Source organism: Streptosporangium heterodermiicola (assembly GCF_051390675.1).
Classification (GTDB): domain Bacteria; phylum Actinomycetota; class Actinomycetes; order Streptosporangiales; family Streptosporangiaceae; genus Streptosporangium.
This window is the reverse complement of record NZ_JBPJSR010000027.1, coordinates 25,717-52,118: the sequence shown is the minus strand read 5'-3', so window position 1 is coordinate 52,118 and position 26,402 is coordinate 25,717. Positions and strand designations below refer to the sequence as shown.

26 protein-coding genes are annotated in these 26,402 nt (G+C 72.3%); 13 read left to right on the top strand and 13 right to left on the bottom strand.

Annotation, left to right across the window (positions count from 1 at the left end; translation table 11 throughout):
- Positions 1–16: 16 nt before the first annotated feature.
- Positions 17–619, top strand: a complete 603-nt coding sequence (locus ACSC1Q_RS37355; RefSeq protein ID WP_436763451.1) for a TetR/AcrR family transcriptional regulator — start codon at positions 17–19, stop codon at positions 617–619.
- On the opposite strand, the gene ACSC1Q_RS37350 is transcribed toward ACSC1Q_RS37355, so the two are convergent.
- The 3 genes from ACSC1Q_RS37350 to ACSC1Q_RS37340 form a co-directional block, all read right to left on the bottom strand.
- Complete coding sequence (locus ACSC1Q_RS37350) at positions 564–1,493, bottom strand: DMT family transporter (protein WP_436763450.1); 930 nt, start codon at positions 1,491–1,493, stop codon at positions 564–566. The two genes, ACSC1Q_RS37355 and ACSC1Q_RS37350, sit on opposite strands and share 56 nt — an antisense overlap.
- Before the next feature lie 174 nt (positions 1,494–1,667).
- Positions 1,668–2,921 carry an MFS transporter gene (locus ACSC1Q_RS37345; protein WP_436763449.1) on the bottom strand — a complete coding sequence of 418 codons (1,254 nt, stop codon included), beginning with the start codon at positions 2,919–2,921 and terminating at the stop codon, positions 1,668–1,670.
- A complete protein-coding gene (locus ACSC1Q_RS37340; protein WP_436763448.1) occupies positions 2,914–4,398 on the bottom strand; it encodes a condensation domain-containing protein in 1,485 nt (494 codons plus the stop codon). Before ACSC1Q_RS37340 ends, ACSC1Q_RS37345 begins: the two co-directional genes overlap by 8 nt.
- Before the next feature lie 809 nt (positions 4,399–5,207).
- Between ACSC1Q_RS37340 and ACSC1Q_RS37335 the strand changes: the two genes are divergently transcribed.
- On the top strand, positions 5,208–5,786 hold the full coding sequence (locus ACSC1Q_RS37335; protein WP_436763447.1) for a copper resistance CopC family protein: 579 nt from the start codon (positions 5,208–5,210) through the stop codon (positions 5,784–5,786).
- Positions 5,783–6,814, top strand: a complete 1,032-nt coding sequence (locus ACSC1Q_RS37330) for a copper resistance D family protein (RefSeq protein ID WP_436763446.1) — start codon at positions 5,783–5,785, stop codon at positions 6,812–6,814. The genes ACSC1Q_RS37335 and ACSC1Q_RS37330 overlap by 4 nt, the downstream gene beginning before the upstream one ends.
- On the opposite strand, the gene ACSC1Q_RS37325 is transcribed toward ACSC1Q_RS37330, so the two are convergent.
- Positions 6,772–7,800: a hypothetical protein gene (locus ACSC1Q_RS37325; RefSeq protein ID WP_436763445.1), complete on the bottom strand. Its 1,029-nt coding sequence runs from the start codon at positions 7,798–7,800 to the stop codon at positions 6,772–6,774. The two genes, ACSC1Q_RS37330 and ACSC1Q_RS37325, sit on opposite strands and share 43 nt — an antisense overlap.
- Positions 7,801–8,148: 348 nt before the next feature.
- On the opposite strand from ACSC1Q_RS37325, the gene ACSC1Q_RS37320 reads away from it, so the two are divergent.
- Entirely contained in the window at positions 8,149–10,830 is a 2,682-nt protein-coding gene (locus tag ACSC1Q_RS37320; protein ID WP_436763444.1) for a CocE/NonD family hydrolase, read from the top strand.
- The gene (locus ACSC1Q_RS37315; protein ID WP_436763443.1) at positions 10,827–11,843 is read left to right on the top strand and encodes an ABC transporter permease; all 1,017 of its coding nucleotides are present in this window, start codon (positions 10,827–10,829) and stop codon (positions 11,841–11,843) included. The genes ACSC1Q_RS37320 and ACSC1Q_RS37315 overlap by 4 nt, the downstream gene beginning before the upstream one ends.
- Positions 11,844–12,078: 235 nt before the next feature.
- On the opposite strand, the gene ACSC1Q_RS37310 is transcribed toward ACSC1Q_RS37315, so the two are convergent.
- The gene (locus tag ACSC1Q_RS37310; protein ID WP_436763442.1) at positions 12,079–12,243 is read right to left on the bottom strand and encodes a hypothetical protein; all 165 of its coding nucleotides are present in this window, start codon (positions 12,241–12,243) and stop codon (positions 12,079–12,081) included.
- A gap of 352 nt (positions 12,244–12,595) precedes the next feature.
- Between ACSC1Q_RS37310 and ACSC1Q_RS37305 the strand changes: the two genes are divergently transcribed.
- The gene (locus ACSC1Q_RS37305; protein WP_436763441.1) at positions 12,596–14,710 is read left to right on the top strand and encodes an ATP-binding protein; all 2,115 of its coding nucleotides are present in this window, start codon (positions 12,596–12,598) and stop codon (positions 14,708–14,710) included.
- Between the two features lies 1 nt (position 14,711).
- Here the strand turns inward: ACSC1Q_RS37305 and ACSC1Q_RS37300 are convergent, their stop codons facing one another.
- Both ACSC1Q_RS37300 and ACSC1Q_RS37295 read right to left on the bottom strand, forming a co-directional pair.
- The gene (locus ACSC1Q_RS37300; RefSeq protein ID WP_436763440.1) at positions 14,712–15,707 is read right to left on the bottom strand and encodes a 4-epi-cubebol synthase; all 996 of its coding nucleotides are present in this window, start codon (positions 15,705–15,707) and stop codon (positions 14,712–14,714) included.
- Between the two features lie 71 nt (positions 15,708–15,778).
- Entirely contained in the window at positions 15,779–16,171 is a 393-nt protein-coding gene (locus ACSC1Q_RS37295; RefSeq protein WP_436763439.1) for an ankyrin repeat domain-containing protein, read from the bottom strand.
- 102 nt (positions 16,172–16,273) lie between these two features.
- Between ACSC1Q_RS37295 and ACSC1Q_RS37290 the strand changes: the two genes are divergently transcribed.
- Positions 16,274–17,182, top strand: coding sequence for a proteasome assembly chaperone family protein (locus tag ACSC1Q_RS37290; protein ID WP_436763438.1), 909 nt, complete (start codon positions 16,274–16,276; stop codon positions 17,180–17,182).
- 60 nt (positions 17,183–17,242) lie between these two features.
- Positions 17,243–18,307: a Gfo/Idh/MocA family oxidoreductase gene (locus ACSC1Q_RS37285; protein ID WP_436763437.1), complete on the top strand. Its 1,065-nt coding sequence runs from the start codon at positions 17,243–17,245 to the stop codon at positions 18,305–18,307.
- Between the two features lie 167 nt (positions 18,308–18,474).
- Here the strand turns inward: ACSC1Q_RS37285 and ACSC1Q_RS37280 are convergent, their stop codons facing one another.
- Positions 18,475–18,969, bottom strand: a complete 495-nt coding sequence (locus tag ACSC1Q_RS37280; protein WP_436763436.1) for an ArsI/CadI family heavy metal resistance metalloenzyme — start codon at positions 18,967–18,969, stop codon at positions 18,475–18,477.
- Positions 18,970–19,095: 126 nt separating this feature from the next.
- Between ACSC1Q_RS37280 and ACSC1Q_RS37275 the strand changes: the two genes are divergently transcribed.
- Both ACSC1Q_RS37275 and ACSC1Q_RS37270 read left to right on the top strand, forming a co-directional pair.
- Positions 19,096–19,488, top strand: coding sequence for a metalloregulator ArsR/SmtB family transcription factor (locus tag ACSC1Q_RS37275; protein WP_436763435.1), 393 nt, complete (start codon positions 19,096–19,098; stop codon positions 19,486–19,488).
- Complete coding sequence (locus ACSC1Q_RS37270; RefSeq protein WP_436763434.1) at positions 19,485–20,108, top strand: GNAT family N-acetyltransferase; 624 nt, start codon at positions 19,485–19,487, stop codon at positions 20,106–20,108. Before ACSC1Q_RS37275 ends, ACSC1Q_RS37270 begins: the two co-directional genes overlap by 4 nt.
- A 229-nt stretch (positions 20,109–20,337) precedes the next feature.
- Here ACSC1Q_RS37270 and ACSC1Q_RS37265 read toward each other — a convergent pair whose 3' ends face one another.
- From ACSC1Q_RS37265 to ACSC1Q_RS37250, 4 genes are read right to left on the bottom strand one after another with little or no spacing between them, the layout of a single operon-like run.
- The gene (locus tag ACSC1Q_RS37265) at positions 20,338–21,045 is read right to left on the bottom strand and encodes a cation efflux transmembrane domain-containing protein (protein ID WP_436763433.1); all 708 of its coding nucleotides are present in this window, start codon (positions 21,043–21,045) and stop codon (positions 20,338–20,340) included.
- Positions 21,045–21,386 (bottom strand): ArsR/SmtB family transcription factor, encoded by a 342-nt coding sequence (locus tag ACSC1Q_RS37260; RefSeq protein WP_436763432.1) that lies wholly within the window; start codon positions 21,384–21,386, stop codon positions 21,045–21,047. Before ACSC1Q_RS37260 ends, ACSC1Q_RS37265 begins: the two co-directional genes overlap by 1 nt.
- A gap of 52 nt (positions 21,387–21,438) precedes the next feature.
- Positions 21,439–22,092: a vitamin K epoxide reductase family protein gene (locus tag ACSC1Q_RS37255; RefSeq protein ID WP_436763494.1), complete on the bottom strand. Its 654-nt coding sequence runs from the start codon at positions 22,090–22,092 to the stop codon at positions 21,439–21,441.
- Between the two features lie 46 nt (positions 22,093–22,138).
- The gene (locus tag ACSC1Q_RS37250; protein WP_436763431.1) at positions 22,139–22,879 is read right to left on the bottom strand and encodes a DsbA family protein; all 741 of its coding nucleotides are present in this window, start codon (positions 22,877–22,879) and stop codon (positions 22,139–22,141) included.
- 196 nt (positions 22,880–23,075) lie between these two features.
- On the opposite strand from ACSC1Q_RS37250, the gene ACSC1Q_RS37245 reads away from it, so the two are divergent.
- Positions 23,076–23,462, top strand: a complete 387-nt coding sequence (locus tag ACSC1Q_RS37245) for a BlaI/MecI/CopY family transcriptional regulator (protein ID WP_436763430.1) — start codon at positions 23,076–23,078, stop codon at positions 23,460–23,462.
- Positions 23,459–24,403 (top strand): M56 family metallopeptidase, encoded by a 945-nt coding sequence (locus ACSC1Q_RS37240; RefSeq protein WP_436763429.1) that lies wholly within the window; start codon positions 23,459–23,461, stop codon positions 24,401–24,403. Before ACSC1Q_RS37245 ends, ACSC1Q_RS37240 begins: the two co-directional genes overlap by 4 nt.
- A 167-nt stretch (positions 24,404–24,570) precedes the next feature.
- On the opposite strand, the gene ACSC1Q_RS37235 is transcribed toward ACSC1Q_RS37240, so the two are convergent.
- Positions 24,571–25,368: a tyrosine-protein phosphatase gene (locus tag ACSC1Q_RS37235; protein ID WP_436763428.1), complete on the bottom strand. Its 798-nt coding sequence runs from the start codon at positions 25,366–25,368 to the stop codon at positions 24,571–24,573.
- Positions 25,369–25,529: 161 nt separating this feature from the next.
- On the opposite strand from ACSC1Q_RS37235, the gene ACSC1Q_RS37230 reads away from it, so the two are divergent.
- Positions 25,530–26,402, top strand: coding sequence for a hypothetical protein (locus ACSC1Q_RS37230; protein WP_436763427.1), 873 nt, complete (start codon positions 25,530–25,532; stop codon positions 26,400–26,402).

The window sequence follows — 26,402 nt, the reverse complement described above, 5'->3', positions numbered from 1 at the left end:
CCGCTAGTGTTCCCTTGTGGCAAGGGGATTTGGGCGATTACGTCGTGAAGATCTGCTCCGGACCGCGTGCGACGTCATCGCGGCCCAGGGGTTCGGTCACACGCGGACCGCGGACATCGCCCAGGCGGCCGGTGTCAGCCAGGCGCTGCTCTTCTACCATTTCGAGACCAAGGAGAAGCTGTTCGCCCAGGCCTTCTCCTACGCCGCCCAGCTCGACCTGGACGCGCTCGTCAAGGTGGAGGAGTCGGGCGGCTCCCCCCTCGACCGGCTGCGCGCCCTGCTCAGGTTCTATCCGCCCAGCGGGAAGTCCAAGTCGTGGGCCCTGTGGATCGACGCCTGGGCGGAGTCGATGCGCAACGCCGAGCTTGAGGAGATGTCCCGCAGGATCGACCTGCGGTGGAAGGCCGCCCTCCGCGCGATCGTCGACGACGGAGTGGCGGCGGGGATCTTCACCTGCGCGGACCCCGAGGGCGCGACCTGGCGGGTCATGTCCCTCATCGACGGCCTGTCCACGCAGGTGACGGTGCACCGGCGGGTGCTCTCGCGGGCGCGGATGACCGAGTTCATCCGGACGGCCGCGGCGGCGGAACTGGGTCTCTCCCCCGCCGACCTGAGCTGAACAGCCCCTTGGGCAGCACGACCAGGAGCATGGCGAGGGCGATCAGCCCCCCGCCCAGGTACACGCCGGTGGTGAGCGGCTCCCCGTACAACGCCACGGCGAGGGCGGTCACCCAGAGCGGCTGGGCCGACAGGATCACCGCGGCGGGCACCGCCGGGACGTGGACCTGCCCCCAGGAGCGGGCCAGGAACCCCAGGGCGCAGGCCACGATCGACAGGTGGCCGAGGATCGCCCAGTCACCCGGCGCGGAGGGCAGGGTGAGGCCGTCGGGCGCGGCGAGGACCCCCGTCATGACGGCGATGGTGCCGAGCTGGATCACCGTGACGGCGTAGGCGTTCTGCCGCGCCTCGGCGGAGTTGCCGAGCACCAGCGTGTGGGCCGCGTACAGGACCGCCGACAGCAGGGTGGCGGCCAGCGCGGGCATGGCGACGTCCCCCTCCGAGTCTCGCATCAGGGTGAACGCGGTCATCGCGGCCATGGCCAGCACCACCGCGGCCCAGACGCGGGCCGGGGTCCTGGCCCCGAGCAGCAACAGCCCGAGGACCGGGGTGATCACCACGTACGAGCCGACCGTGAACCCCGAGACCGACGAGGGCAGATCGTGCAGCGAGACCGCCTGGGCCGTCTGGCCCACGCCGAACAGCAGGCCGAGCAGGATGCCGGTCAGCCAGGTGCTCTCCGACAGCCCCCGCAGGCTTCCCGGGCGGAGAGCGAGCAGTACGAGTGTGGCGATGCCGTACCTCTCGGTGAGAAGGTCCGCCACGGGCATGCGGACGATGAGGTCCTTCATCAGCGGGAAAGCCGATCCCCATGCGGCGCTGACGAAGATCAGGAGCACGATTCCCAGGACGGGCCGGGGAGCTACCACTGCCATACCCGAAGGGTTCCATCACCCGCAGCGACCGAACGGTCACCGACCGGATCGGGAGTGGCATGGATACAACCCTGAGTGAAGGACGCCACACCGGCAAGAGGGACCTCATACCTTCACCGGCCTTTCCTCCGGCCCTTCCGTGTGGTGAGGACACCCAGGGTCGGGGGCCGGTGCTCAGGGGACCGAGCGGATCCTCCAGACGAGGACGGCGCCCAGGAGGACGAGGACGGCCGAGGTCAGGTAGAGGACGGGGTAACCGCCGAGACCGGCCACGATGGGACCGGCGATGACGGGGCCGAGCACCTGGGGGCCGGAGTTGGCGATGTTGATGACGCCGAGGTCCTTCGCGCGTCCCTCGGCGGCGGGCAGTACCTGGGTGACCAGGGCGTTGTCGACCGAGAGGTAGATGCCGAAGCCGACGCCCATGATCGCGGCGCCGACCGTCGCCACCGGCCACTGCGGCCAGAACGCGAGCATCACCGCGGGGACCACGCTGATCAGGCCGGAGACCGTGACGAGCGCCCTGCGGCGGCCGATCCTGTCGGAGACGACACCCGCGACGACGGTGGTGAGCACGACGGTCGCGGTGTAGATCAGGATCAGCACGAGCAGGCCGTCCTCGGCCTTCTCCCCGGGGAAGATCCGCTCGTAGCCGACCGCGTCGGTGAGGAAGTACAGCAGGTAGAGCGTGGCGACGGCGTTGCCCAGCTGCATCAGGAAGCGCGTCAGCCAGGCCCAGAAGAAGTCGGGGTGGCTGCGGGGGCTGATCCAGAACCCCCTCAGGAAGGCCCGGAGCTCGAAGGGCGGCCTGGTCACCAGGCGGGGGTCGTGGGTGGTGAGGACGAACGGGAGCACGCAGAGCGGAATCAGCACCGCTATCAAGAAATATCCGGATTCGGTGGTGGCGGCGACCATGGTGACCAGGACCACGGCGAGCACCACCCCGAGCGACTGGGGAATCCCGATCCAGCCCGAGACCTCACCCCGCTGGCCGACCGGGACGTGGTCGGGCACCCCCGCGCTGAGCGCGGCCTGCATCGCGTTGAGCCCGGCCTGCGCGAGACACCATCCGGCCGCCACGCCGAGGATCGAGCCCTGGCCCGCCAGCAGGACCAGTGCCCCGGCGCCGACCAGCGCACCGCCCAGCGACCACGGGTGCCTGCGCCCGAACCGTCCGGCCGTACGGTCGGACAACGCCCCGGCGACCGGGTTGAACAGCATCGCGACGGCGGCCCCCACCCCGGTCACCAGCGCCAGCGACCCCTCCTTGCCCACCGGGTCGATCGACGCCACCTGAGAGGGCAGCAGCACCTGGAGCGGCCCGAAGTAGGCCATCCAGAGCGCCAGGTTGGCCAGCGAGATGCCGGCCACCCACCAGGGCCCCACCCTGCGTGTCGGCTCGGCGAGCGCCGCCCGCGGGTCAGACATGGTCACCGGCCACCTCTCTCCGCCCCGGCGCCCCGGGCGCACCGGCGGGCTCGGGGTCCGGCCGGGCGGCGGGGCGCTCGACCGGGACGATGCCGCACAGCCCGGCGACCTCGCCGAGCGGGACGTCCCCGGCCACCGAGGCGACCAGCAGGGTCTCCAGCCCGCGCAGCAGCGCGTAGGCCGTGGGACGCGGCAGGTAGGCGGTGTCGGCCATCAGGTACAGCTCGCAGGTGTCGGTGGCGGTGCCGGTGGCGAACAGGGCCGTGGCGTCCACCTCGGCCCAGGATCCGACGTGGAAGGTCCTGGTCCGCCCGGTGAGCGCGGCGATCGCGGCGGGGTCGCCCGCGGGCTCGACGGCGGGCAGGTGGGGCCAGTGGCCGACGGTCCTCGTGTCGTTGAAGTAGGCCGACAGGTCCACGGGCCGCCCGCGCCCGCGGCCGATCTCCTCGCGCAGCGCCATCATCCGGTACGGGTCGTAGTGCGCGTTCCGGTAGGCGGTCAGCGCCTGCCGGTGAGCGGCGCGGGCGGCGTCGGCGAACGTACCGTCCGGCAGGTCGAAGACGAAGATCCCGTCCTGTACGGCGCTGCCCGCCATGGCGGCGACCCGGGGGTCGTGCCGGTTGGCCGCGACGAGCTGCATGACCATCTCCCGGTGGCCGGTGAGCGCGCTCAGCAGCACCGCGCTCGCCGCGGTCAGCACGCTGGCCGTGCTGACCGCCCAGCGCGCCGCCAGCGCCTCGGCCGCCGCCGCGGTGGCGGCCGACTCCATGCCGACCTTGACGAACCTCGGCTCCTCCGGCGTCGTACGGGGGAAGTCGAACATGCTCAGCGGCGCCCGTTCCAGGATCGCGCGCCAGTGGCGCAGCGTCCGCTCGCCGCGGGCGGCGCCCGCCCCCTCGCGCTCGAAGGCGGCCTGGTCCATCGGCTGCCAGGCGGGGGCGGCCATCTCGGCACCGGCGAGCAGGTCCCGCCAGTCGCGCGCCAGCACCTCCAGGCTCCCGCCGTCCACGGCCAGGTGGGACAGGGTGAGGGCCACCGTCCTCGGACGGCCGTCGACGGTCACGACGGCGCAGCGGAACGGCAGGTCGGCCGCGTAGTCGAACGCGGTGGCGGCCAGCCGGACGGAGAGCTCCCTCGCGGCGGCGAGCGGCCTGGCCTCCCCCGCGTCGTACACCTCGACGGCGAACCGGCCCTCGCGCGCCACGCGCTGGACCAGCCCGCCGGGCGTCTCCTCGTACGTCGTCCGCAGCGTCTCGTGCCGCTCGACGAGCACGCGCAGTGCCCGCAGGACGGTGTCGAGGTCGCGCCTGCCGTAGACGGGCAGCACCCAGGGCATGTTGAAGTACGGGTCGTCGTCGTCCAGCCACCGGGTGAGCCGCCAGATGGCCAGCTGGCCCCAGCTGAGCGGCGACTCGCCGCCCCGCGCCCCGGCGAACTCCACGGACGCCGCGCCGACCCGCGCGGGACCGGCCGTCATCGGGTCCGGCCGATCTCTCCGCCGCTCTCTCCCGCGCTCTCTTCGGCGACGCCCTCGCGGGACGCCCGTTCCCAGCCGTGTACCAGCGACATCTCAGGTGCCTTCCGTCCGGCCCGTCGCGGTGGCCTCGAACGGGCCCCGCGGCTGCTTGTGCTGACTTCTCCCGGCCGGTGAGAGGCCGGTGAGGCCGGTTCGCGTCACGACGCCTCCGTACTGTCGGGAGGGGAACCCGGGCGCGTTCCCTTACGGCTGAGAGGGATCGCCCGGACGGGTGATCCCATGACACCGGCCGGATCGGCGCGGCCCTGGGGGGACGTGCGAATCCGACGACGTCGAGGACGTACGCGGCGCGGAACGGCTCCGGTGCCGCGAGACGCGGATGCCCGGGTACGACGTGTCCCGACCACACGCCCGCCCGCACACCGCGCGAGGGCGCGGTGACTTCTCCGCCGCGACTTCTCCGCCACGCGCGAGCGCGGCGAGTCGGTGGCGTCGCCCGAAGCGAGGCTAAGGATCACGCGCCAAATTCGTCAAGGTTTCGCGGTTGTTTTCCAGCCCGATAAACACAAACAAACTATCCTTCGAGGGCTTTTATCGGATAAATCGTCTTATTCTTCATTTTTTGAATGTTTGTCATCCTCTTAGTCATCGACTTCACTTCCCCGGCCTCCCGGCCCCCCGGGCTTCACCGCGCGGAGCGCCGGACCGGGCGAGGCGCGGACGGCCTCTCGCGAGCGCGATTCCCGGGCGGGAGGCCGGGGTGGGAGCATGTCATTCGTCATGACGACCCCAAAGGAAGGCCACGACCGGTGAGGCGGCTACTCACGGTCCTGCTGCTCGCGTCCGCCGCGCTGCTCGGCGCGGTCGCCCCGGCGCAGGCCCACAACGTGCTGATCAGCAGCGACCCCAGGGACGGTACGGAGCTGGCCACCGGCCCCGAGAGGATCACACTCACCTTCGACCAGCCCGTCCGGCAGGGCTTCGCGCAGATCAGCGTGATCGGCCCGGACGGCACGCGGTGGGAGGACGGGAAGACCACCGTCGACAGGGCGAAGGTCAGCATCGGCGTGAAGCCCCTCGGCCCCGCCGGGGTGTACGCGGTGGGCTACCGGATCCTCTCCTCCGACGGCCACCCGGTCTCCAGCAAGATCACCTTCACCCTGACCGCCCCCGGCCAGGGCGGCTCCGCACAGGCGCCCGCCACGTCCGCCCCCGTGGCCTCCGCCGCCGCGCCGCAGGCACCCGACCTGGGCGCCCAGGCCGCCGAGGCCGCGCAGAACGGCGGGGCCGGGATGGCCGTGCTGTGGATCGCGGGCTCCATCGTCCTGCTGGGCGGGGCGACCGTCGTGGCGATGCGCCGTACGAGGGAGCAGGGAGGCACGGGATGACCGTGACCGCCGAGCGGGCCGCCGAGGCGGGCACCGCCAGGAGACTGGTGATCGGCGGGTTCGTGTCCGCGGCCCTGGTGGCCGTGCTGGTCGCGACGGCGCTCTCCCGCCAGGAGGCGGTGCCGGGGATCGCCATCCCCGGGCCACTGGTGGAGTACGGGCTGCCGGTGCTGCGGGTGCTGCTCGACCTGGCGGCGGTGGCGGTGGTCGGGCTCAGCCTGCTGCCGAAGCTGCTCGGGTTCGACGACCCGGAGCGCACCGAGCCGGTGATGCGCCGGGCCCGGCCGATGGCCGTGACCTTCGCGTGGGCGTGGGCGCTGCTGGCGCTGGTCGTCATCGTGTTCCAGACGGCCGAGCTGAACCCCGGGCTGGTCCCCACCCCCGGGATGATCGCCGAGTACGTCGACGGCGTCGGCGCCGGGCAGGGCATGCTCTTCAGCGCCGCCTGCGCGCTGTCCTACGCCGGGATCGGGCTGCTCGCCGTGCGGTACGGCGAGAAGGTCCCGGCCGAGCTGCGGATCGTGATCGCCTTCTTCGGGCTGCTGCCGATCCCGGTCACCGGCCACGCGGTCGACTCGGTCTGGCACGACCCCATCATGATCTCGATGGAGCTGCACGTGATGGGCGCGGCGGCGTGGACCGGCGGCCTGCTCACGATCGTCCTGCTGGTCGCCGGTGACCGGGAGCTGCTGGCCCGGGTGCTTCCGGCGTTCTCCAGGCTCGCGACCCTGGCGCTGATCGTGGTCGGCCTCTCGGGCCTGGTGAACGGCCTGGCCACGATGGCCCTCACCCCGGGGGTGGAGCTGCCGGGGGCCCTGCTGACCAACGAGTACGGGCTGCTGGTCGTGGCCAAGGTCGCGTGCGTGGCGCTGCTGGTCCCGTTCGCCGCCCACATCCGCTTCCGCCTGCTGCCGCACATGGCCGAGCGGCGGGCGACGGCGGTCGTCGGGTGGGCGGCGGCCGAGATCGCCGTGATGGGACTCGCCTACGGGGTCGCGGTCGCGCTGACCAGCGCCTCCCTCTCCTGAGCCCGCAGCGTGTGACGGCCGAACGACCATTCGGCGGCGAGCCACAGGACGGCGAGCCCGGCCCCCCCGGCCAGCATGGCCGTGGGGGGCACCAGCGGGGGCGCCATGAACGTCGAGTGCTGCAGGCGCAGCGCCTGGTCGACGAGGAGGGTCGCGGCGGCGGAGCCGGCCAGCGCCCTGACCACGGGCATCCTGATCAGGAACGCCAGGTCGACGGCGAGCGCCCCGGCGATCACGAAGACCGGGATCGCCGAGCGCGGGAAGTCGGCCACGGCGAGGAGCGGCCAGATCAGGGCCCGGAAGACGACGTAGGCGCCGACCACGGCGGTGGCGGAGAACATCCGGCCGATCATCGCGCGGGCGTAGACGGCCACCATGACGCCGGCCATCACCGCGTAGAGCGGGTAGAGCTGGTCGGGCACGGGCAGCGCGAAGTGGAGCGCCACCGCCCTGTCGTCCACCGGCAGGCCGATCTGGTCGGCGGCGAACCTGATCAGGATCGGCTCGGCCTCCGGTGTCCCCCGGTCCCAGGCGGCGATGCTGTACACGCCGTACTCCTGGTGCTGGGCCGGGAACCAGACGTTCTCGAAGAGGAACACGAAGAGCCCGCCGAGGACCAGCGTGCGCGTCCGCCCCGGGACCGCCCGGACGAACCAGCCCCGGATCACGCCGCAGACCATGAAGAGCGTGCCGATGTAGAGCATCAGGTGCGACGGGCTCCACGAGGTGATGTCGAGCCCGTTGACCCGGTGGTTGATCAGGTCCAGCGGGACCGCGACCAGGAAGACGCCCGTGCCCCAGGTGATGAGGCGCTGCGCGAGCCTGTCCACGCCGTAACCGGTGTAGACGTGGATGATCGTGAGCGCGAGGGCGATGGCGGTGCCGACGCTGTTGAGGAGGTGCGGCGGGGCGAGGTCGTCGCGGAGCCACTTGAAGTGCCAGGAGACGTCCCAGGACGCCCCGAGCACCTTGAACGAGAAAGCCACCAGCCACCCGAGGTAAAGGAGCCTGAACAGATCCTCCGGGGTCTCCCTGCCGGCCTTCCCGCGCGTCCAATACGGCAGAGCCCACTCGATGACGGGAGTGGCTCTTCTTCGAAGGCTCTCTACTGGCTTCACGCGTCGAAATGATGCCGCTCCTTTACCTCGCTCCGCAATCGGGGATAACCCTGAGCGCCGGGGCCACCTCCTCCTTTCCTCCCCATGGACGATCACTGGCGTTCGGCGGCGGTGGCCGATCGGTGGCCGATCGGCCACCGATCGGCGGTTGACCGGCGGGAACGCTCCTGAGAACGGTCTCAGGAGGCTCTCAGCTCCAATCAGTAGGCTCTCGTCATGCAACGTGGGGGAAAACGGACCGTCTGGGTCGCGGTGGTCGCCGTGCTGGTCGTCGGTGTCGCGGCCTGGCTGGTGTGGCCGTCCGAGGCGGACGTACGGGCCCAGAACCAGATGATCACGGTGGTCGACGGGCCGGGCGACGACCAGCGGGTCACGCTGGACACGAGCTTCTTCCCCCCGGCCGGAGGCGGCAGGGCTCCCGCCGTGCTGCTCGCGCACGGTTTCGGCGGCAGCAAGCAGAGCGTGCGGGACGCCGCCGTACGGCTGGCGCGTGACGGTTACGCCGTGCTGACCTGGTCCGCGCGCGGCTTCGGCCGCTCCTCGGGGCAGATCGCGCTGAACTCCCCCGACTACGAGGTCAAGGACGTGCGCCAGCTGGTCGACTGGGTCGCCAGGCGGCCCGAGGTCCGGCTCGACGCGGCGGGCGACCCGCGGGTGGGCGTCGCGGGCGGCTCCTACGGCGGGGCCATCTCGCTGATGGCCGCCGCCCACGACCCCAGGATCGACGCGATCGTCCCGCAGATCACCTGGTACGACCTGGCCGACGCGCTGTTCCCGAACGCCACCGGGCAGGGCCCGGAGAGCGGGGTGTTCAAGCGCATGTGGGCCGGGCTGTTCTTCAGCCGGGGCGGTCCCACGCCGGGCGCGGCCGGTCTCGCCGCCCTCGGCAGGGGCGCGGAGGGCGAGGACGAGTCCCCGCCTGTCCAGCCCCGGCCGCTCACCGCGGAGGAGGTCCGGTGCGGCCGGTTCCTGCCGGAGATCTGTGACATGTACCAGAAGGTGGCCGAGAGCGGCCGGGCGACCGCGGACGCGGTGGAGACGCTGCGCAGGTCCAGCCCGATCTCGGTGCCCGGCAGGATCAAGGTGCCGACGCTGCTGCTCCAGGGACAGCGCGACTCACTGTTCACCCTGGGCCAGGCGGACGCCAACGCGAAGGCGATCGCCGCCACCGGCGCCCCGGTGGAGGTCGCCTGGTTCGACGGCGGCCACGACGGCGGCAACGGCGAGGTCGACTGGCTGCACGACAGAACGCTCGGCTGGTTCGACCGCCACCTGAAGGGGGACGCGGGGGCCTGGCAGGGGGGCGGCGCCTTCACCGTCACCCGCGACGGCGGGCGCGACCCCGGCACCCGGCGCCCGGTCCAGCTGCACGCCGTCGCCGGCGGCTACCCGGGGCTGTCCGGCACCGGCCAGACCTCCGTACCGCTCAGCGGGCCCGACCAGCGGGTGGCCAACCCGCCCGGCGGGTCCCCCTCCTCGATCTCCGCGGTCCCCGGCTTCGGCGGCCTCGGCGGAGGCGCCACCGCGAACCTCTCGATCGACATGGCGGGCCAGAGCGCCACCTTCGACTCCGCCCCGCTGACCGCCCCGCTCCAGGTCACCGGCAGCTCGACCGTACGGGTCCGGGTGACGCCCGAACCGTCCGGGTCCCCCGCGTCGGGCGACACCGCGGCGGGTGACACCGCGAACACCGGCTCGGACAGCGGCTCGGACACCGGCTCGGACGGCGGCAAGACGGGAGCGGCGGCGGGCGAGGTGACGCTGTTCGCCAAGCTCTACGACATCGCGGGCGCGACGCAGGCGCCGATCCTGCCCGAGGGGCTCGTCGCGCCGGTCAGGATCGCGATCCCCGAGGGCGGCGCCGGCGAGGCCACCGTGACCCTGCCGGCCGTCGACCACAGGTTCGAGGTCGGGCACCGGCTGCGCGTCGCGTTCACCACCACCGACCTGGGCTACAGCACCCCCGCGACCCCGGCCGTCTACAAGGTCGCCCTCGCCGCACCGGCCGTGAGCGTACCCACCTACGCCACCCTGCGCACCCCCTCGACCGGCCCCGCCTGGTGGATCTGGGCACTGCCGCTGCTCTCCCTCGCCGTCGCGACGGCCCTGCTGCTCGCCGGACGCCGCCGCGCCGCCGACGAGCACGACCCGGAGCTGGACGCCGTACCGCTGCGGATCCAGGGGCTGACGAAGGCGTACCGGAACGGCGAGCTCGCGGTGAACGACCTGTCGTTCACCGTCGAGCACGGCCAGGTGCTCGGCCTGCTCGGCCCCAACGGGGCGGGCAAGACCACCACCCTGCGCATGCTGATGGGCCTGATCAAACCCGACGGCGGCGAGGTGCGGATCTTCGGGCACCGGGTGACGCCCGGCGCCCCGGTCCTGTCCAGGCTCGGCTCGTTCGTCGAGGGCCCGGGTTTCCTGCCGCACCTCAACGGCCGCGACAACCTGGAGCTGTACTGGAAGGCGACCGGCAGGCCCACCGAGGACGCCCGGTTCGCCGAGGCCCTGGAGATCGCCGGTCTCGGCAAGGCCCTGGACCGCGCCGTCCGCACCTACTCGCAGGGCATGCGCCAGCGCCTGGCCATCGCGCAGGCCATGCTCGGCCTGCCCGACCTGCTCGTCCTGGACGAACCCACCAACGGTCTCGACCCGCCCCAGATCCGCGAGATGCGCGAGGTCCTGATCCGCTACGCCAGGGGAGGCCGTACGGTCATCGTCTCCAGCCACCTGCTCGCCGAGGTGGAACAGACCTGCAGTCACGTGGTGGTCATGCACCGCGGGCGCCTCGTCACGGCCGGAACCGTGGCCGAGCTGCTGAGCAGCCGCACCCCGGTCAACGGCTCCGGCACCCGCCTGGAAGACGTCTTCCTGGACCTGATCGGAGAGAAGGCGTGAGCGACACCGACGGTGCCCGTGGCACCAAGACCGGCGCGACGGGCGACGGCCCCGCGCGCAGCGGCCGAGTCCCGGAGAGCGGGGCCCCGGAGAAAGGGGGCGCGGAGAGCAGGGTCGCGGAGAACGGGGTCGCGGAGAACGGGGTCGCGGAGAACGGGGTCGCGGAGAACGGTTCGGCGCGCGGATACGCGCCGGGGCGCACGCTGCCGCTCGCCGTGGAGATCGTCCGGCAGTTCAAGCGGCGCCGCACGCTGGTGATGTTCGGCCTGCTGCTCGCGCTGCCGTGGATCCTGGTGATCGCCTTCAAGGTCGGCGCCGGGTCCGGGCAGCCGACCACCACGCTGCGCATCTCCGACCTGGCCACCGAGGGCGGGCTGAACTTCGCGGCGTTCGCCCTGTCGGTGTCGGCGAGCTTCCTGCTGGTCGTCGCGGTGGCGCTGTTCTGCGGCGACACCGTGGCCAGCGAGGCCAGCTGGTCGTCGCTGCGCTATCTGCTCGCCGCCCCGATCCCGCGCGACCGCCTGCTGCGGCAGAAGCTGGTCGTCGCGATGGGCTACTCGGCGGCGGCGGTGATCTGCCTGCCGGTGATGGCCCTGCTGGCCGGGACCCTCGCGTTCGGGTGGAACGACGTCAGGGTGCCGGGGACCGGTGAGACGATCGCCGCCCTGGACGTGCTGCCCCGGTTCGGGGTGGTGATCGGCTACGCCCTGGTCAGCCAGTTCGTGGTCGCGGCCCTGGCCTTCCTGCTCTCCGTCAGCACCGACTCCCCGCTGGGAGCGGTCGGCGGGGCGGTCGGCCTGGTGATCGTCAGCAACATCCTGCAGGCGGTCGAGGCGCTCGGCTGGCTCAGGGAGTTCCTGCCGACGTTCTGGAACACCGCGTGGCTGGACGCCCTGGCCCCACAGCCGGAGTACGACGGCATGCTCAAGGGGGTGGCCGTCTCCGTCACCTACTCGGCGATCCTGATCGCGTTCGCCTTCCGCCGCTTCCGCGTCAAGGACGTGGTCTCCTAGCGGGGCTCCCGGTATCGAGGCTCCCGTATCGGAGCTTCCGGCACCGGAGCTCCCGGCGAGGTGTCCTACGGCGGTATCCCACAGCGCGGGGCGTCCTGCGGTGGGGTTCAGGGCTCGGGAGGCCACACGGCGGGCCCAGGGCGCGGGGTCCTACCGCGAGGTTCCACGGCGTGTGGTCTTCCCGCGGCGGGGTCCTGCGGGGGACACCGCCCGCGGTGTCACCCCGGCGGGGGCGTCACCAGTGGGGAGGGCGGTCCTCGATCAGGCGGGCGTCGTCGTCGGCCTCGCGCCACTCGCTCCAGCCGAGATCGGTGTCGTCGGCGGTCTGGTCGGGCAGGATCGGCAGCCCGTCGTCGGCGAGGTCGACGGGACGCAGGTCATCGGGTTCGGGCGCTGTCACGCGTTCCATGCTAGCCACCCTCGCGGTCCGCGCCTCCCCGTACCGGTCGAAGGTCCCGGTCAAAGGCCCCCTCGGCCTCCCGTACGAGGCCTCGCCCCGCCTGCCGGTCGAAGCCCCCTGGCCTCCCGTACGAAACCGCCCGGACGAAGGTCGTCCCCGGCTCCTGGGAAAAGCCCTTCCCGCCCTCCAAGACCGGGTGGAACCCCTCCCATCCCTCGGGGGAAAAGCCCGTTCCCCGCGGGGAAGTCCTGTGCGGAAAGCCGTTTCCCCGCTCCCTGTGACGCCGGGGACAGGCGGTGGCCCAGACGGTACGATGCGGTGGCAGGTTCCGGCTATCCCCCCGTGAGGCGCCATGACAACGCCAGCAGGATGGCGGCGAGACGGCAATCTGCCCAACGAGCTGACCAGCTTCGTGGGGCGCACCAGGTTGCTCACCACACTCCGGCAGCGGCTGGGCGAGCACCGCCTGGTCACGGTGACCGGCATCGGGGGCGTCGGCAAGTCCCGCACCGCCCTGCGGATCGCGCACCAGATGCGGGCCGACTTCAAGGACGGCGTCTGGTTCGCCGACCTGGCCCGCCTCCAGGACTCGGGGATGGTCCGCCACACGATCACCTCGGCCCTCGGCATCGCCGACCAGTCCGCCCGCTCGGCGGACGAGACGCTGGTCGAGTGGCTGGGCGACCGCGAGATCCTCCTGATCATCGACACGTGCGAGCACCTGGTCGACGCGTGCGGCGCCCTCTTCGAGGACCTGCTCGGCAACGCCGGGGGGCTCACCATCCTGGCGACCAGCCGCCAGTCGCTGAACGCCAGGGGCGAGCACACGGTCACCATCCCGCCGCTGACCGTTCCCGGCGACTCCCCCGGCGAGGACGTCTTCAGCAACGAGGCGGTGCAGCTCTTCGTCGCGCGGGCGAGCGCGGTGGTCCCCAACTTCATGCTGGACGAGCACAACATCGGCCCGGTGGCCGAGCTCTGCCGCCGCCTCGACGGCATCCCGCTCGCCATCGAGCTGGCCGCGGTCCGGATGCGCGCCCTGTCGGTGGAGCAGATCCTCGGCCTGCTGGCCGACCGGTTCAGCCTGCTCGCGGGGGCGAGCCGCACGGCGCTGCCCAGGCACCAGACGCTGCGGGCCGCGATCGGCTGGAGCCACGAGCTGTGCGAGCCGGCCGAGCGGCTGCTGTGGGCGCGGCTGTCGGTCTTCGCCGGGGACTTCGAGCTCGACGCCGCCCGCTACGTCTGCTCGGGCGAGAGCCTCCCTTCCGAGGACATCATGGAGCTCATCTCCAGCCTGGTGGAGAAGTCGATCCTGCTGAGCGACGGCACGCCCTCGGGGCACCGCTACCGGCTGATCGACACCCTGCGGCAGTACGGCGAGGAGTGGCTGGACAAGCTCGGCGAGACCGCGGGGATCAGGCGGAAGCACCGCGACTACTACCTGCAGCTGGCCAAGCGGAGCGAGGACGCCTGGTCGGGCGCCCGTCAGGTCTACTGGTACGTCAGGATGCGCCACGAGCACGACAACATCCGCGTCGCGCTCGACCACTGCCTGCGCACCCCCGGCGAGGTGCAGGCGGGGCTGAAGCTGCTCTCCTCCCTGTGGTTCATGTGGGTGGCCTGCGGGCTGGCCCGCGAGGGCAGGCTCTACCTGGAGAAGACGCTGGAGCTGGCGCGCCAGCCGAGCCCCGACCGGTGCAAGGCGCTGTGGGTGCTGTCGTACATCAACAGCGCGCAGGGAAACATCGCCGGCGCCATCGAGGCCGCGGAGCAGTGCAGCTCCGACGCCGTCAGGGTCGGCGACTCGGGCGCGGTCATCCTCGCCACCAAGATGCTCGGCACGGCCGCGTTCCTGCAGAACGACCTGCAGAAGGCGAGCGCGCTGCTGGGGGTGGCGATCGAGTTCCACAAGAGCGGCCGCGAGCTCAACCCGGGCCTGCTGCCGTCGATCGTCGAGCTGTCCATGGTCCTGCTCATCCAGAACGAACCGGCCGAGGCCGAGGTGCTGCTGCGCGACTGCATCGCGGTCTGCACCCAGCGCGGCGAGTTGTGGCTGCGCTCGTACGCCATCTACGCGCTCGCCAGCGTCTGCCAGGCGATGGGCCGCTCCCCCGAGGCCATGTCGAACGCGCGCGAGGCGCTCCGGCTCAAGCGTTACTTCCACGACGTGCTCGGGATCGGCCTCGCGATCGAGGTGGTGGCCAAGCAGGCGCTGGAGGACGGCCAGGCGGCGCTCGCGGCCCGGCTGATGGGCGGCGGCCAGGCCAACTGGCGGACCTTCGGGATGCCGCAGCTGGGCTCCCCTTTCTTCAACTCCGAGCACGACCGCTGCGTCAAGGAGTGCAAGCGGGTCCTCGGCGAGGAGGCTCACGAGAAGGCCTTCGCCCAGGGCAGGAAGCTGAACCTGGAGGAGCTGATCGTCCTCGCGCTCGGAGACCACGAGGACGGTCAGGTCGTCCAGGGGTGAGTCATCCCGCGGGAGGCGTGTGCGCCTCCCGCTGCCAGGCGGCCGTGTAGCGGGAGCTGGTCAGCGAGTAGTCGACGCTGCCGCTGATCCAGAACTCCAGGCCGCGCACGTAGGCGAGCACCGCCTCGGAGCCGAGCGCCTCCAGCGAGGGGCGCAGCGCCACCATGTCGGCGATGGCCCGGTTGCGCATGGCGCCGATCGCCTCCATCGCCTGCTGCCGCGAGTAGCCACGGTGCCTGGCGAGCACGCTCACCAGGTTGTTGCGGGAGTTGGCGCCGTCGCTCTCCTTGGCGTACGAGATGAGGTCGTTGTCCCAGACGACGACGTCGTTGGCGCTCTCGGTGATCGCCTTGACGTCGGGGTGGCGCCACTCCTCGGGGGTGAGGCTGTATCCGCTGGCGACGTCGATGAGGGCGAAGACGGTGAGCATGGCGCCGGTGCGCCGCCGCATGAAGATGTAGTCGTCCACCTTCGGCACGACGTCCGCCTCGCGGTTGGCGGCCTCCCACACCTGGGCGAACAGGTAGTCCTTCGTGACGGTGCGCCAGCGGTCGAGCTGGTCGTCGTCGCCGTACGTGGAGATCCTGGTCTTGATCTCCAGGAGCGTCCTGGCGAAGACGTCGTCGACCTCCTGCCCGGCCTCCAGGTCGTCGAGGACGGTGAAGAGCCGGGGCAGGGCGCGGGTCATCTCACCGGCGCCGCGGCCCGACTCGCAGAAGGCGTCGTCGAAGGCGAACAGCCACACGCACCAGTCGGTCGCCAGGCGGAGCGTGTGGTGTTCGGCATAGGGGTACGTGCGGGCTCCCAGCCAGCCGTACTTGGCCTGGCGGTAGCGCTCGACGGTTTCCGGGTCCTCCAGGATGCCCGTATCCACCAGCCAGTCGAGGGTCTCGGCGTTGACCCTCTCGACATGGGGGTTGACCTCGCTGGGGAAGGGACAGGGTAACGGGGGGATGCGGAGAGACAGGCCTGACCTACGCTCAGTAGTAGTTCCCACTCCCCAAGGATGGCCGAAGGACGCCCGTTTTCCTATACGTCAGGAAACACCTGGATATCGTGGTTTCTGACTTACTGCCCGAACCATTCCAGGTATTCGTCCTGGCCGAACATCCGGGCCGCGTCCGCCGCGGAGGGGGTCCCGGCGTGCGGATCGGCCCCGGCGTCCAGAAGTGCCCTGATCACAGCGGGTTCCTTCTTGAACACCGCGCCCGCCAGCGGCGTCTGCCCCCGGTCGTTGGCCCTGCCGGGGTCGGCGCCCAGCTCCGCCAGCGCCCGTACCGTGCCGGCGTGGCCGTGGTAGGCGGCGAGCATCAGAAGGGTGTCTCCCCTGCCGTTGGTGAGATCGACCGGGACCCCCGCTCCGACGTAGGCTCGGAGCCGCTCCGTCTCGCCGGCCCTCGCCAGGTCGAACAGACGGGTCGCGAACTCCTCAAGCTCAGGGTCAGACTGCATGCGACCCATTGTGCCCCGGTAGGGTGCCGTGTGATCGCCGAGGGTAGGCGGAATTCAGCGGCCCCCCCACGGGTTGAGCTGAAGAGACGACCGACGAAAGGCTGGAAAACGGTGTTCGACCCGACGGATCTCTACCGGCTCAGCGGAGACGTCCCTGAGCTGACCGATCCGGTGCTGCTCTACCACTTCGACGGGTTCGTGGACGCGGGTGGCGCCGGACGGCTCGCCATCGCCCACCTGCTCGACGAGCTGGAGCACCGGGTCGTGGCGACCTTTGACGTCGACCGTCTGCTGGACTACCGCTCCCGGCGGCCCACCATGACCTTCGACACCGACCACTGGGTGGACCTGGAGAGCCCCGAGCTCTCGCTGCACCTGGTCCACGACACCACCGGGACCCCGTTCCTGCTGCTCAGCGGCCCCGAGCCCGACCGGGAGTGGGAGCTGTTCACCGCCGCCGTCGGCACGCTCGCCACCAGGCTGAACGTCGGCAGGCTGGTGACCACCCACGGCATCCCGATGGCCGTCCCGCACACCCGCCCGCTCGGCGTCACCGGCCACGCCAGCCGCCCCGAGCTGGTCACCGGCCAGACCAGCGCCTTCGGCAAGGTCCAGGTGCCCGGCAGCGTGGCGTCGCTGATCGAGTTCCGGCTCGGCGCCGAGGGGCACGACGCCCTCGGCTACGCCGTGCACGTCCCGCACTACCTGGCCCAGGCCGAATACCCGTCGGCCGCGGTGACCGCGCTGGAGGCGGTGACCAGGAGCACCGGCCTGGTGTTCCCGCTGGAGAGCCTGCGCGAGGCCGCCGAGAAGACCGACGCCGAGATCGCCGAGCAGATCCAGGCCTCCCAGGAGCTGTCCACCGCGATCACCGGCCTGGAGCAGCAGTACGACGCGTTCGCGGCGGGCTCCGAGCGCGAGAGCCTGATGGCGGAGCCCTCGGAGATGCCGACCGGCGACGAGCTCGCCGCCCAGTTCGAGGCGTTCCTGGCCGAACGTGACGAGCAGCGCGGTGACTGATCTCCGGGCCTGGCGTCCGTACGACAGGACCGGGCACGCGTACGACACCCTGGGCACGCGATGACCGACCTGCGCGTGGGCCTCGTCGGGTACGGCGTGGCGGGGGCGTTCTTCCACGCCCCGCTGATCTCCGCGACGCCCGGCCTGACGCTGTCGGCGGTGGTCACCGGTAACCCGGAGCGGGCCGCCGAGGTGTCGGGGAAGTACGGCGCGCGGGCGGTCCGTGACGCTGCCGAGCTGTGGGACTCCGTCGACCTGGTCGTGATCGCCTCCCCCAACCGTACGCACGTCCCGCTGGCGGAGGCCGCGCTGAAGGCCGGCCTGCCGGTCGTGGTCGACAAGCCGCTGGCCGCGACCGCCGCCGAGGCGCGCGGCCTGGCGGGGCTGGCACGCGATCTCGGCCTGATGCTGACCGTGTTCCAGAACCGGCGCTGGGACGGCGACTTCCTCACGCTCGGGCGCCTGGTCGCGGCGGGCGAGCTGGGCGAGGTCACCCGGTTCGAGTCGCGCTTCGAGCGCTGGCGGCCGGTGCCGAAGGGCGGCTGGCGCGAGACGGGCGGGACCGAGGAGGTCGCCGGGCTGCTGTACGACCTGGGCAGCCACCTGGTCGACCAGGCCCTGCGGCTGCTCGGCCCGGCCGTCGACGTCTACGCCGAGTCGGACGTGCGCCGCTCCGGGGTGAACGCCGACGACGACACCTTCATCGCCCTCTCCCACGCGAGCGGGGCCCGCTCGCACCTGTGGGCCGGCGCGGTCACCCCCCGGCTGGGGCCCCGCTTCCGGGTGCTCGGCTCGCGGGCGGGCTATGTGAAGTACGGCCTGGACGTGCAGGAGGAGCAGCTGCGCGCCGGTCTGACCCCGGCCTCCCCCGGCTTCGGCGAGGAGCCGTCCGAGCGGTGGGGCACCCTCGGCGCGGAAGGCGGCCCCGACGACGTCCGCGCCGTCCCCACGGAGCCGGGCGCCTACGCCGGCTTCTACCGGGCGGTGCTGGCGTGCCTCGCGCGGGGCGCCCCGCCACCGGTCGCCCCTGAGGAGGTCGCCGAGGCCCTCACCGTGCTGGAGGCCGCCCGCCGCTCGGCCGCCGAGCGCCGGGTCGTCGTCCTGGGAAACCACCGGGACGCCTAGACGGCCCGCTCCGCGGAATCCTGCGCGAGCGAGCGGGCGGCCGGGCCCGCCTCACCGAACCGCTTACCGACTGCCGACTGCCGACTGCCGACTGCCGCGAGCGTGTCAGCGGGTTCCGCCGCGAGCTGTCGGCGGCCCGGCTCCGAGAGCGGCCGGTGGCCGGTCTCTCAGCAGCAGCCGCCGCTCGCCGCCGCGCCGGCCGTCCGGGGCCGCTCGCCGGTCCTCTCCGCGCCCGGGCCGCAGGCACACGGGGCCGCGGGGTCCCGGGTGGTGCTCGCGGACTCGCCCAGGACGTCGGCGTCGGCCTTGACGACGTACACCTCCCACGGTTCGGCGCCGGGGCCGGTCACCCACACCTTGTCCTGCAGGGCGTAGCAGCAGGAGGTGTCGTTCTCCTCGAAGGTGGCCAGCCCGGCGTCCTTGAGCCGCCGGGTGGCCGCCTCCACCTGTGCGGTGTCGGCGACCTCGACGCCCAGGTGGTCCAGACGGGTGTCGTGGCCTTCCTCGCCCTCCAGCAGGACGAGCTTGAGCGGCGGCTCGGCGATGGCGAAGTCGGCGTAGCCGGGGCGGCGCTTGGCGGGCTCGACGCCGAACAGCCTGGAGTAGAAGGCGATCGAGCCCTCCAGGTCGGAGACGCGCAGGGCGAGCTGAACACGGGACATGGTGATCCTCCACGATCGACGGCGGGACGGTGACCGTCACCACCCCCGCCCATTGTTTAGATGAACATCTAGATAGCGGACGCCCTCAGCTTGCGATGTCGCTTAGAGATCTGTCAACTTAGATATATGTCAAAACAAGCGTTGCCGATCGTGGACCTGGCCGGGACCGGCGAGGCCGATCAGACGGGGCAGGCATGCTGCGCGCCGCTGGTGTGCGAGCCGCTGAACGCGGCCGAGGCCGAGGAGCTGGCGCCACTGTTCAAGGCGATCGCCGATCCGGTACGGCTGCGCCTGCTGTCGCTGATCGCCTGCCACGAGGGCGGCGAGGCGTGCGTGTGCGACCTGACCGGCGCCTTCGAGCTGACCGGCCCGACCATCAGCCACCACCTGAAGGTGCTGCGCACCGCCGGGCTGATCGACTGCGAACGGCGCGGAACCTGGGTCTACTACTGGGTCAACCCCGGCGTGCTGGAGCGGCTGTCGGCGATCCTGGGACCACGCGCCACGGCGACGGCGTGACGCGCCCCGGCGGGCGCGACGAGGACCGGTGGCCGGCCGGCCAGGACGTCGAGCCGGTACACCCCGTCCGCGATGACATCGACGCCCGTGTGCGCGCGCCGCTCACCGAGCTCACTCCCGCCTCGGGGCCGCGCGTCACGGCGATGACTTCCGAGCACGCCGCCCAGGTGCTGGACATCTACCGGCTCGGCATCGACGAGGGCCAGGCCACCTTCGAGACCACCGCCCCGGCCTGGAAGCACTTCACGGCGGCCAAGCTGCCCGCCCACCGCCACGTCGCCGTCGACCGGGACGGTGGCCGGGTGCTGGGCTGGGTCGCGGCGGCCACGGTCTCCGACCGGTGCGCCTACGCCGGGGTAGTGGAGCACTCGGTCTACGTCCACCCCGCCGCCCGGGGCCGCGGCGTCGGCTTCGCGCTGCTCGCGGCCCTGATCGCCTCCACCGAGGCCGCCGGGATCTGGACGATCCAGGCCGGCGTCTTCCCCGAGAACACCGCCAGCCTCGCCCTGCACGCACGCGCCGGATTCCGGGTGATCGGCACCCGGGAACGGATCGGCCGTCACCACGGCCTCTGGCGCGACGTCGTGCTGATCGAGCGCCGCAGCCCGGTCGTTTCGTGACGGGGTTTCTCCTCCGGCGCCGGGCACCCGGCATATCGCGCCGGGAGATGTTCCGGTCGACCGCGCGGTGACGGCGAAGGGTGATGTTCGCACTGCGGCGGGGCCCGGCCGGCGCCGGACGCGCGGCCGGGCGAAGGCCCCTCGCGTGAGGGAGTGCTCCGAGAACATGCTCTCGACCGGAGCGGGGGCGTACTCGATCACTGTTTGGTGTCGTGCGACCGGCCGATCGTCACGTGTCCCGGACGGGTGAGCAGCAGCCGTCCGCGCAGCCACCCGCCTCCGGCACCGTACTTCCGGACGGGGTGGCGGCCGGGGCCGCGCAGCAGGTGTCGCCGCGCCAGGCCTCGCGGCCTTCCCTGACCGCGACGGCGGCGATGACCAGGGCGGCGATCGGGTCGGCCCAGGACCAGCCGAACAGGCTGTTGAGCGCCAGGCCCACCAGCAGTACGCCGGACAGGTAGGTGCACAGCAGGGTCTGCTTGGAGTCGGCGACCGCGGAGGCGGAGCCGAGTTCGCGGCCGGCGCGGCGCTGGGCGGCCGACAGGAACGGCATGACGGCCAGGCTCAGGGCGGCCAGGATCAGGCCGGGGGTGGAGTGTTCGGCCTCGCCGGTGCCGAGCAGCGCGCGGACGGCGTCGAAGGTGACGTAGGCGGCCAGCGCGAAGAACGACAGCGCGATGACCCGCAGCGCGGCCCGTTCCCGGCGTTCGTGGTCGGTGGCGGAGAACTGCCAGGCGACCGCGGCGGCGGAGGCGACCTCGACGACGGAGTCCAGGCCGAAGCCGGTCAGGGCGGCCGAGGAGGCGGCGGTGCCGGCGGTGACGGCGACGGCGGCTTCGACGACGTTGTAGGCGATGGTCGCGGCCACCAGCAGCCGGATGCGGCGCGCCAGCGCGGCCCGCCGGGCCGGGGTGGGGCCGAGAGTGACGGCGGCCATCAGCAGCAGCCCTTCTCCTCGGCGTCGGCGCAGGTGCGCTCGGCGTCGGCGGCGACCGTGATGACGGCGGTGCTCAGGTCGGCGAGGGCGTGGCCGAGCCTGGGGTCGGCCAGTTCGTAGCGGGTGCGGCGGCCGACCGGGACGGCGACGACCAGGCCGCAGTCGCGCAGGCAGGCCAGGTGGTTGCTCAGCCGGGTGCGGGAGACGCCCAGGAGATCGGCCAGGTCGGCGGGGTGGGCGGGGGCCTCGCGCAGCGCGAGCAGGATCCGGCAGCGGATCGGGTCGGCCAGCGCGCGGCCGAAACGCGTCAGGACCTCGATCTCGGAGGCGATCGTCAACATATCAACGAGAGTACAGGGTTACCTGAATTCAGGTAACCCTGTACTCTCGGGATCAGACGAGGGTGATCCAGAACGACCAGAAGCGCACCGCGATCAGCGCGACGACCGCGGCGAACCACAACGCGATCGCGACCGAGTGGTAGTTCCTCAGGAACTCCACGACGCGGGCTCCGCGAGCGGGCGTGCCCCCGGCGGCACCGGGGGCACCGGGGGCACCGGGGGCACCGCCCGGCAGGTGGCCCCGCACGAGGTTGTGCACGGTGACGTACCAGAACAGCGGGATCGTCACCGCCCACACGATCATGCAGTACGGGCACAACGCGCCGATGACGTAGAGGCTCTGGAGGATCAGCCAGTGCACGAGGACCGCACCGCAGGTGACCCCCGCCTGCAGGCCCAGCCAGAACCACCGGCCGAAGGCGGCCCCGGCCAGCAGCGCGGCGCCGGCCGTCACGACGACGGCGAAACCGGCGACCCCCAGCAGCGGGTTGGGGAAGCCGAACAGCTCGGCCTGCGGGGTCGTCATGATCGACCCGCACGACAGCACCGGGTTGACGCTGCAGCTGGGCACGTAGTCCGGGTCCTTCAACAGGGCGATCTTCTCGACGGTCAGGACGAACGCCGCGAGCAGTCCGACCGCGCCGCCGATCACCAGCAGCCAGGACAGCAGGCGGGGGAACGGCTCCTCGGGCCACCGTTCGCTCATCTCCTCACCGCCCGCCTGGTGGCCGACGTGTTCGGCCGGGGCGGGTTCAGCCGGCGAGTGCTGCATCGATGGCCGCCTTGAACTCGTCACGGGACTGGGGCTGGATCTTGGTGCCGTTGAGGAAGAACGTGGGCGTACCGCTCACGCCGAGGGCCTGGCCGTCGGCGACGTCCTTGTTCACCCGCGCCAGGGTGGCCGGGTCGTCGTAGGCCTTGTCCCAGGCGGCCATGTCCAGGCCGAGGCCCTGGGCGAAACCGCGGAAGACCGTGTCGGCCGGGACCCGCTTCTCCCCCCACTGGGCCTGCGTCTCGTACATCCGCTGGTACATCGCCTCGAACCTGCCCTGCCGGGCGGCGGCCTCCACCGCGCGGGCGGCGCGCTCGGCGTTGAAGTGGCCGGGCAGCGGGAAGTAGCGGACCACGAACGTGACCTTGCCCGCGTACTGCCCGCGCAGCTCCTCCACCACCGGGAAGAAGGCCCGGCAGGCCTCGCACTCGAAGTCGAGGAACTCCACCAGGGTCACCCTGCCGTCGGCGGCGCTCTGCACCGTGTGGCTGTCGGCCCGCACCAGCCGCGACTCCCCGGCGGCCACGGCGCCGGTCGTACCCCCGTCACCGCCGCCGATCCTGCCGATGAGGACGAAGGCGGCCAGCACCACGACCACCGCGCCCACCACGGCCGCGGTCACGGAGAGGTTCCTCTTGCGGGCGGACTGCCGGGCGTCCGCGGCACGCATCGCCGCGATCTTGTCGCGCCCGCCTGTGGTCCGGTCGTGTTGCTGCGACACCTACGCTCCTCAAGCCTCTGGCTGCCGCGCGGAGACGCCCCGGCCTGGTGACCGGGGCCTGGCGGCCGCCCCCATACTTCTACACGGCGTAGAAGATTCGCGTAAAACTGTCCGCACCGCCTCGGCCGAGAGCACTCCGGGGCACTGGCGTACCCTTCTGCCCACGGTGAAGCGATCACGAGGAGAGGGGGCACCAGTGCGGCTCGGCCATCTGGAGCGCTCGATCATGGAGGCCCTGTGGCAGCACCCGCACGGGATGCTCGCCCAGCACCTCGCCGACTCCCTGCCGTCCCGGCCCGCGGTGACGACCGTGCTGACCGTGCTGCTGCGCCTGTCGCACAAGGGCCTGGTCACCCGGGAACGCGTCGGCCGGGCGCACCGCTACCGGGCCAGTGCCGGCAAGGACGCCTTCGTCGCCGAGGTCATGCAGGAAGCCCTCAGCGAGGCGGGCAACGTCGACGCCGTGGTCCAGCGCTTCGTCGGGACCGTCTCCCCCGAGGTCGCCGCCGCCCTGCGCCTGGCCCTGCTGCACCGGGAAACCGAGCACGACGAGCGGCGGCGGCGAGAGGGGCGGGCGCCGTGACGGCGTGGATGCTCGCCGCCGGCATCGCGCTGCTCCCCCTCCTGCTCGGCGGGCGGGTGACCGCGCGGCTGGCCTCGGCCGCGTGGACGAGCCGCCAGCCGCGTGCCGCGCTGGTGCTGTGGCAGGCCATCGGCCTGTCCGCCGGCCTGGGCGCCTTCGGGCTGGGCCTGATCGCCGCGGTCGCACCGCTCGCGGCGGCCTTCCCGCACGGCGCGCACACCCTCGGCGACCAGATCGCCGACGGACGGGGCCTGTCCGGCCTGGGCTGGGGTCACGTCGCCGCGCTGCTGTGGTCGCTGTCGCTGCCGGCCTGGCTGCTGGCCCACACCGCGCGCACCCTCATCACGACGGCCGCCGGCCGGCGACGCCAGCGCCTGCTGATCGACCTGGTCGCCGACCTCGACCGCGGCTACGGCGCCTACGTCCTGCCCGAGGCCCGGCCCGTCGCCTACTGCGTACCCGGGCGCGGCAGGCGACGGGCCCGCGTCGTGGTCAGCCGGGGCGCCCTGGAGCGGCTGAGCCCTCGCCACGTGCACGCCGTCCTGGCCCACGAACGCGCGCACGCCCGCGGCCGTCACGACCTGGTCCTGCTGCCCTTCGCCGCGCTGGCGCGGGCGTTCCCGATGCTCGGCGCCCCGCGAACGGCCGTGCGGGCGGTGTCGGCGCTGCTGGAGATGCTCGCCGACGACCAGGCACGCCGGCACCACGGCGACCTGGTGCTCGCCCAGGCCATCGTCCGGATGGTCACACCCGGCGAGCGACGACCGGCCCACACCCTGGCCCTGGCCCAGGTGGACGTCGCCCAACGCCTCGGGCGGCTCCTGACCGACGCGACCGCCCCGGACCGGGGGACGGCCCTCGCGGCCTACAGCGCCGCGGCCGGACTGCTCAGCGGACCCCTGACCGTCCTGGTCGCCCCCGTCGTCTGCACCCTCTTCTAGCTTCCAGCGAACTCGCCTCGGAGAACGCGGGCGGGCTCGTCCTGGAGAGCGCGGCGGGCTCGTCCTGGAGAGCGCGGCGGGCTCGTCCTGGAGAGCGCGGCGGGCTCGTCCTGGAGAGCGCGGCGGGCTCGTCCTGGAGAGCGCGGCGGGCTCGTCCTGGAGAAGCGCTAGTCGCGCAGGCGGGCGCGGAGGGTCCGCGAGTCGGCCTCGCTCCAGCCGTGCGAGGCGAGCCACTCCAGCGGGCCGCCGAAACGCTCGTCGAGGACGCGCAGGAACTGCTCGATGTACTCGGCCCTCGGGCGGTGGTCGTCGGGCGGGCGGGTGTCGAGGTCGTCGCGGTAGGTGTCGCTGGCGCGCAGCCGCGCCAGGATGCCCTCGATGCGGTCGGCCGTGGCGACGTAGTCGGCGACGATCGCCTCGCGGGTGGCCCCGGCGACCTCAAGGGCGAGGGCGCAGAGGACGCCGGTGCGGTCCTTGCCCGCCGCGCAGTGGACGATGGCGGCCCCGTCGTCGAGGGCCATGGCGCGCAGCGCGGCCAGCACCGAGTCGGGGCGGTCGCGGAGGTAGGCGTAGTAGAACCCGGTCACCTTGAGCTCGGCGAGGTCCTCCTCGACCCGCTCGGTCCAGGGCAGCACCTTGTCGCCCTCGATGGTGTCGGCCTCGACGTCGGTGTACACGCCGCCCTCGGCGAACAGGGTGTGGTGGTGGATGCTCACCTCCGGCACCTCGGTGAGCGGCCCCGGCCCCTCCAGGCGCACCTCGGCACCCGAGCGCAGGTCGACGACGTTGCGGAGCTTCAGGTCGCCGACGAGTTGCCGGACGTCCCGTCCGGTCAGTCCCTGCAGGTTGTCGGACCGGTAGACCCGGCCGAAGCGTGTGGTCCCGCCGTCGACCGTGGCGAGCCCGCCGAGGTCGCGGACGTTGGCGGCACCTTCAAGATCGATCCAACGCGTGAAGTCGTTCATCACCTTCGAGTTTATACGTCGCTTTACGCGCGGGCAGTTAACGTCCGGTGCCGGTTTCCGTAATTACCGATGTCCCCATATGACATCCGTAAATGCGCCATACCTCCGTCCATGAGGGACAGTGGAAGGATCCCGCCCGCATCCCGTCACGAGGAGGTCGCGTGGATCCCAGGAGACGCCCCCCGCACCTGCTGATCGATCCGGCCCTGCCCGAGCCGATCTCCTCGGTCTTACGCGCCAGCCCGCAGGCACTGCGCGCGGCCCGGCTGGGACGGTTCCCCCGCCGACGCGGGCCCGACCCCGTCAAGGTCATCGCGATCGCCGGGCTCCTGCTGCTCATGGCGAGCCTGAGTGCCACCGGAGGCTTCATCGCCGCCCTCGTCCTGATCTCCTTCTCCGCGCTGCGCGGCCTGAGCGACGATCCCGAGAACCGGCGGGAGCGGCGGCGCGTCCGGGTGGCGATGGAGCACAGGGACCGGTTCATCCTGCCGGAGGACCTCGACAACGACTGCGGTGACCTGCTGCGCCGCACCCAGGACGCCACGGAGTCGGTCCTCGCCTCCGAGATCAACCGGGTGCGCCTGCTCGACACGATCGACAACGCGGTGACCCTGCCCGACCAGACCTGGCAGATCGCGAGAAAGCTGGTACGGCTGTCGGAGATGAAGGCAGAGCACGCCCGGCTCGTACCGGGCGCGCCCCCGCCCGAGGTGGCCGAGGCCTTCACCCCCTACGTCAGGGCACTGGAGACCGCCGAGCTCTCGCTGACCAGGCGGGTCCGCGCGCTGGAGGAGTACGCCAGGCAGGTCCGCAAGGCCGACGGCGTCTACCGCGCCTACCAGCAGCTCCAGGTGCTCGCCGAGCGGACCCCGCAGTACGAGGCGCTGGTCGCCGAGACCGCGGAGGACGCGCTCACCCTCCCCGGGCTGGAGCACCTCACCGAGCAGGCCCAGCAGGTCAGGAGGCTGTTCCACGAGAGCATCGACGAGGCGCGCGACGCCGCCAGGCACCTGCTGACATCCGCCGAGTCCTGA

Coding starts and splice junctions, on each gene's coding strand:
- ACSC1Q_RS37275 (WP_436763435.1), top strand. CDS start 19,096: ATGTCAAAACAAGCGTTGCCGATCGTGGACCTGGCCGGGACCGGCGAG.
- ACSC1Q_RS37280 (WP_436763436.1), bottom strand. CDS start 18,969: ATGTCCCGTGTTCAGCTCGCCCTGCGCGTCTCCGACCTGGAGGGCTCG.
- ACSC1Q_RS37295 (WP_436763439.1), bottom strand. CDS start 16,171: ATGGGTCGCATGCAGTCTGACCCTGAGCTTGAGGAGTTCGCGACCCGT.
- ACSC1Q_RS37305 (WP_436763441.1), top strand. CDS start 12,596: ATGACAACGCCAGCAGGATGGCGGCGAGACGGCAATCTGCCCAACGAG.
- ACSC1Q_RS37285 (WP_436763437.1), top strand. CDS start 17,243: ATGACCGACCTGCGCGTGGGCCTCGTCGGGTACGGCGTGGCGGGGGCG.
- ACSC1Q_RS37255 (WP_436763494.1), bottom strand. CDS start 22,092: ATGAGCGAACGGTGGCCCGAGGAGCCGTTCCCCCGCCTGCTGTCCTGG.
- ACSC1Q_RS37330 (WP_436763446.1), top strand. CDS start 5,783: ATGACCGTGACCGCCGAGCGGGCCGCCGAGGCGGGCACCGCCAGGAGA.
- ACSC1Q_RS37340 (WP_436763448.1), bottom strand. CDS start 4,398: ATGACGGCCGGTCCCGCGCGGGTCGGCGCGGCGTCCGTGGAGTTCGCC.
- ACSC1Q_RS37260 (WP_436763432.1), bottom strand. CDS start 21,386: ATGTTGACGATCGCCTCCGAGATCGAGGTCCTGACGCGTTTCGGCCGC.
- ACSC1Q_RS37345 (WP_436763449.1), bottom strand. CDS start 2,921: ATGTCTGACCCGCGGGCGGCGCTCGCCGAGCCGACACGCAGGGTGGGG.
- ACSC1Q_RS37350 (WP_436763450.1), bottom strand. CDS start 1,493: ATGGCAGTGGTAGCTCCCCGGCCCGTCCTGGGAATCGTGCTCCTGATC.
- ACSC1Q_RS37265 (WP_436763433.1), bottom strand. CDS start 21,045: ATGGCCGCCGTCACTCTCGGCCCCACCCCGGCCCGGCGGGCCGCGCTG.
- ACSC1Q_RS37320 (WP_436763444.1), top strand. CDS start 8,149: ATGCAACGTGGGGGAAAACGGACCGTCTGGGTCGCGGTGGTCGCCGTG.
- ACSC1Q_RS37235 (WP_436763428.1), bottom strand. CDS start 25,368: ATGAACGACTTCACGCGTTGGATCGATCTTGAAGGTGCCGCCAACGTC.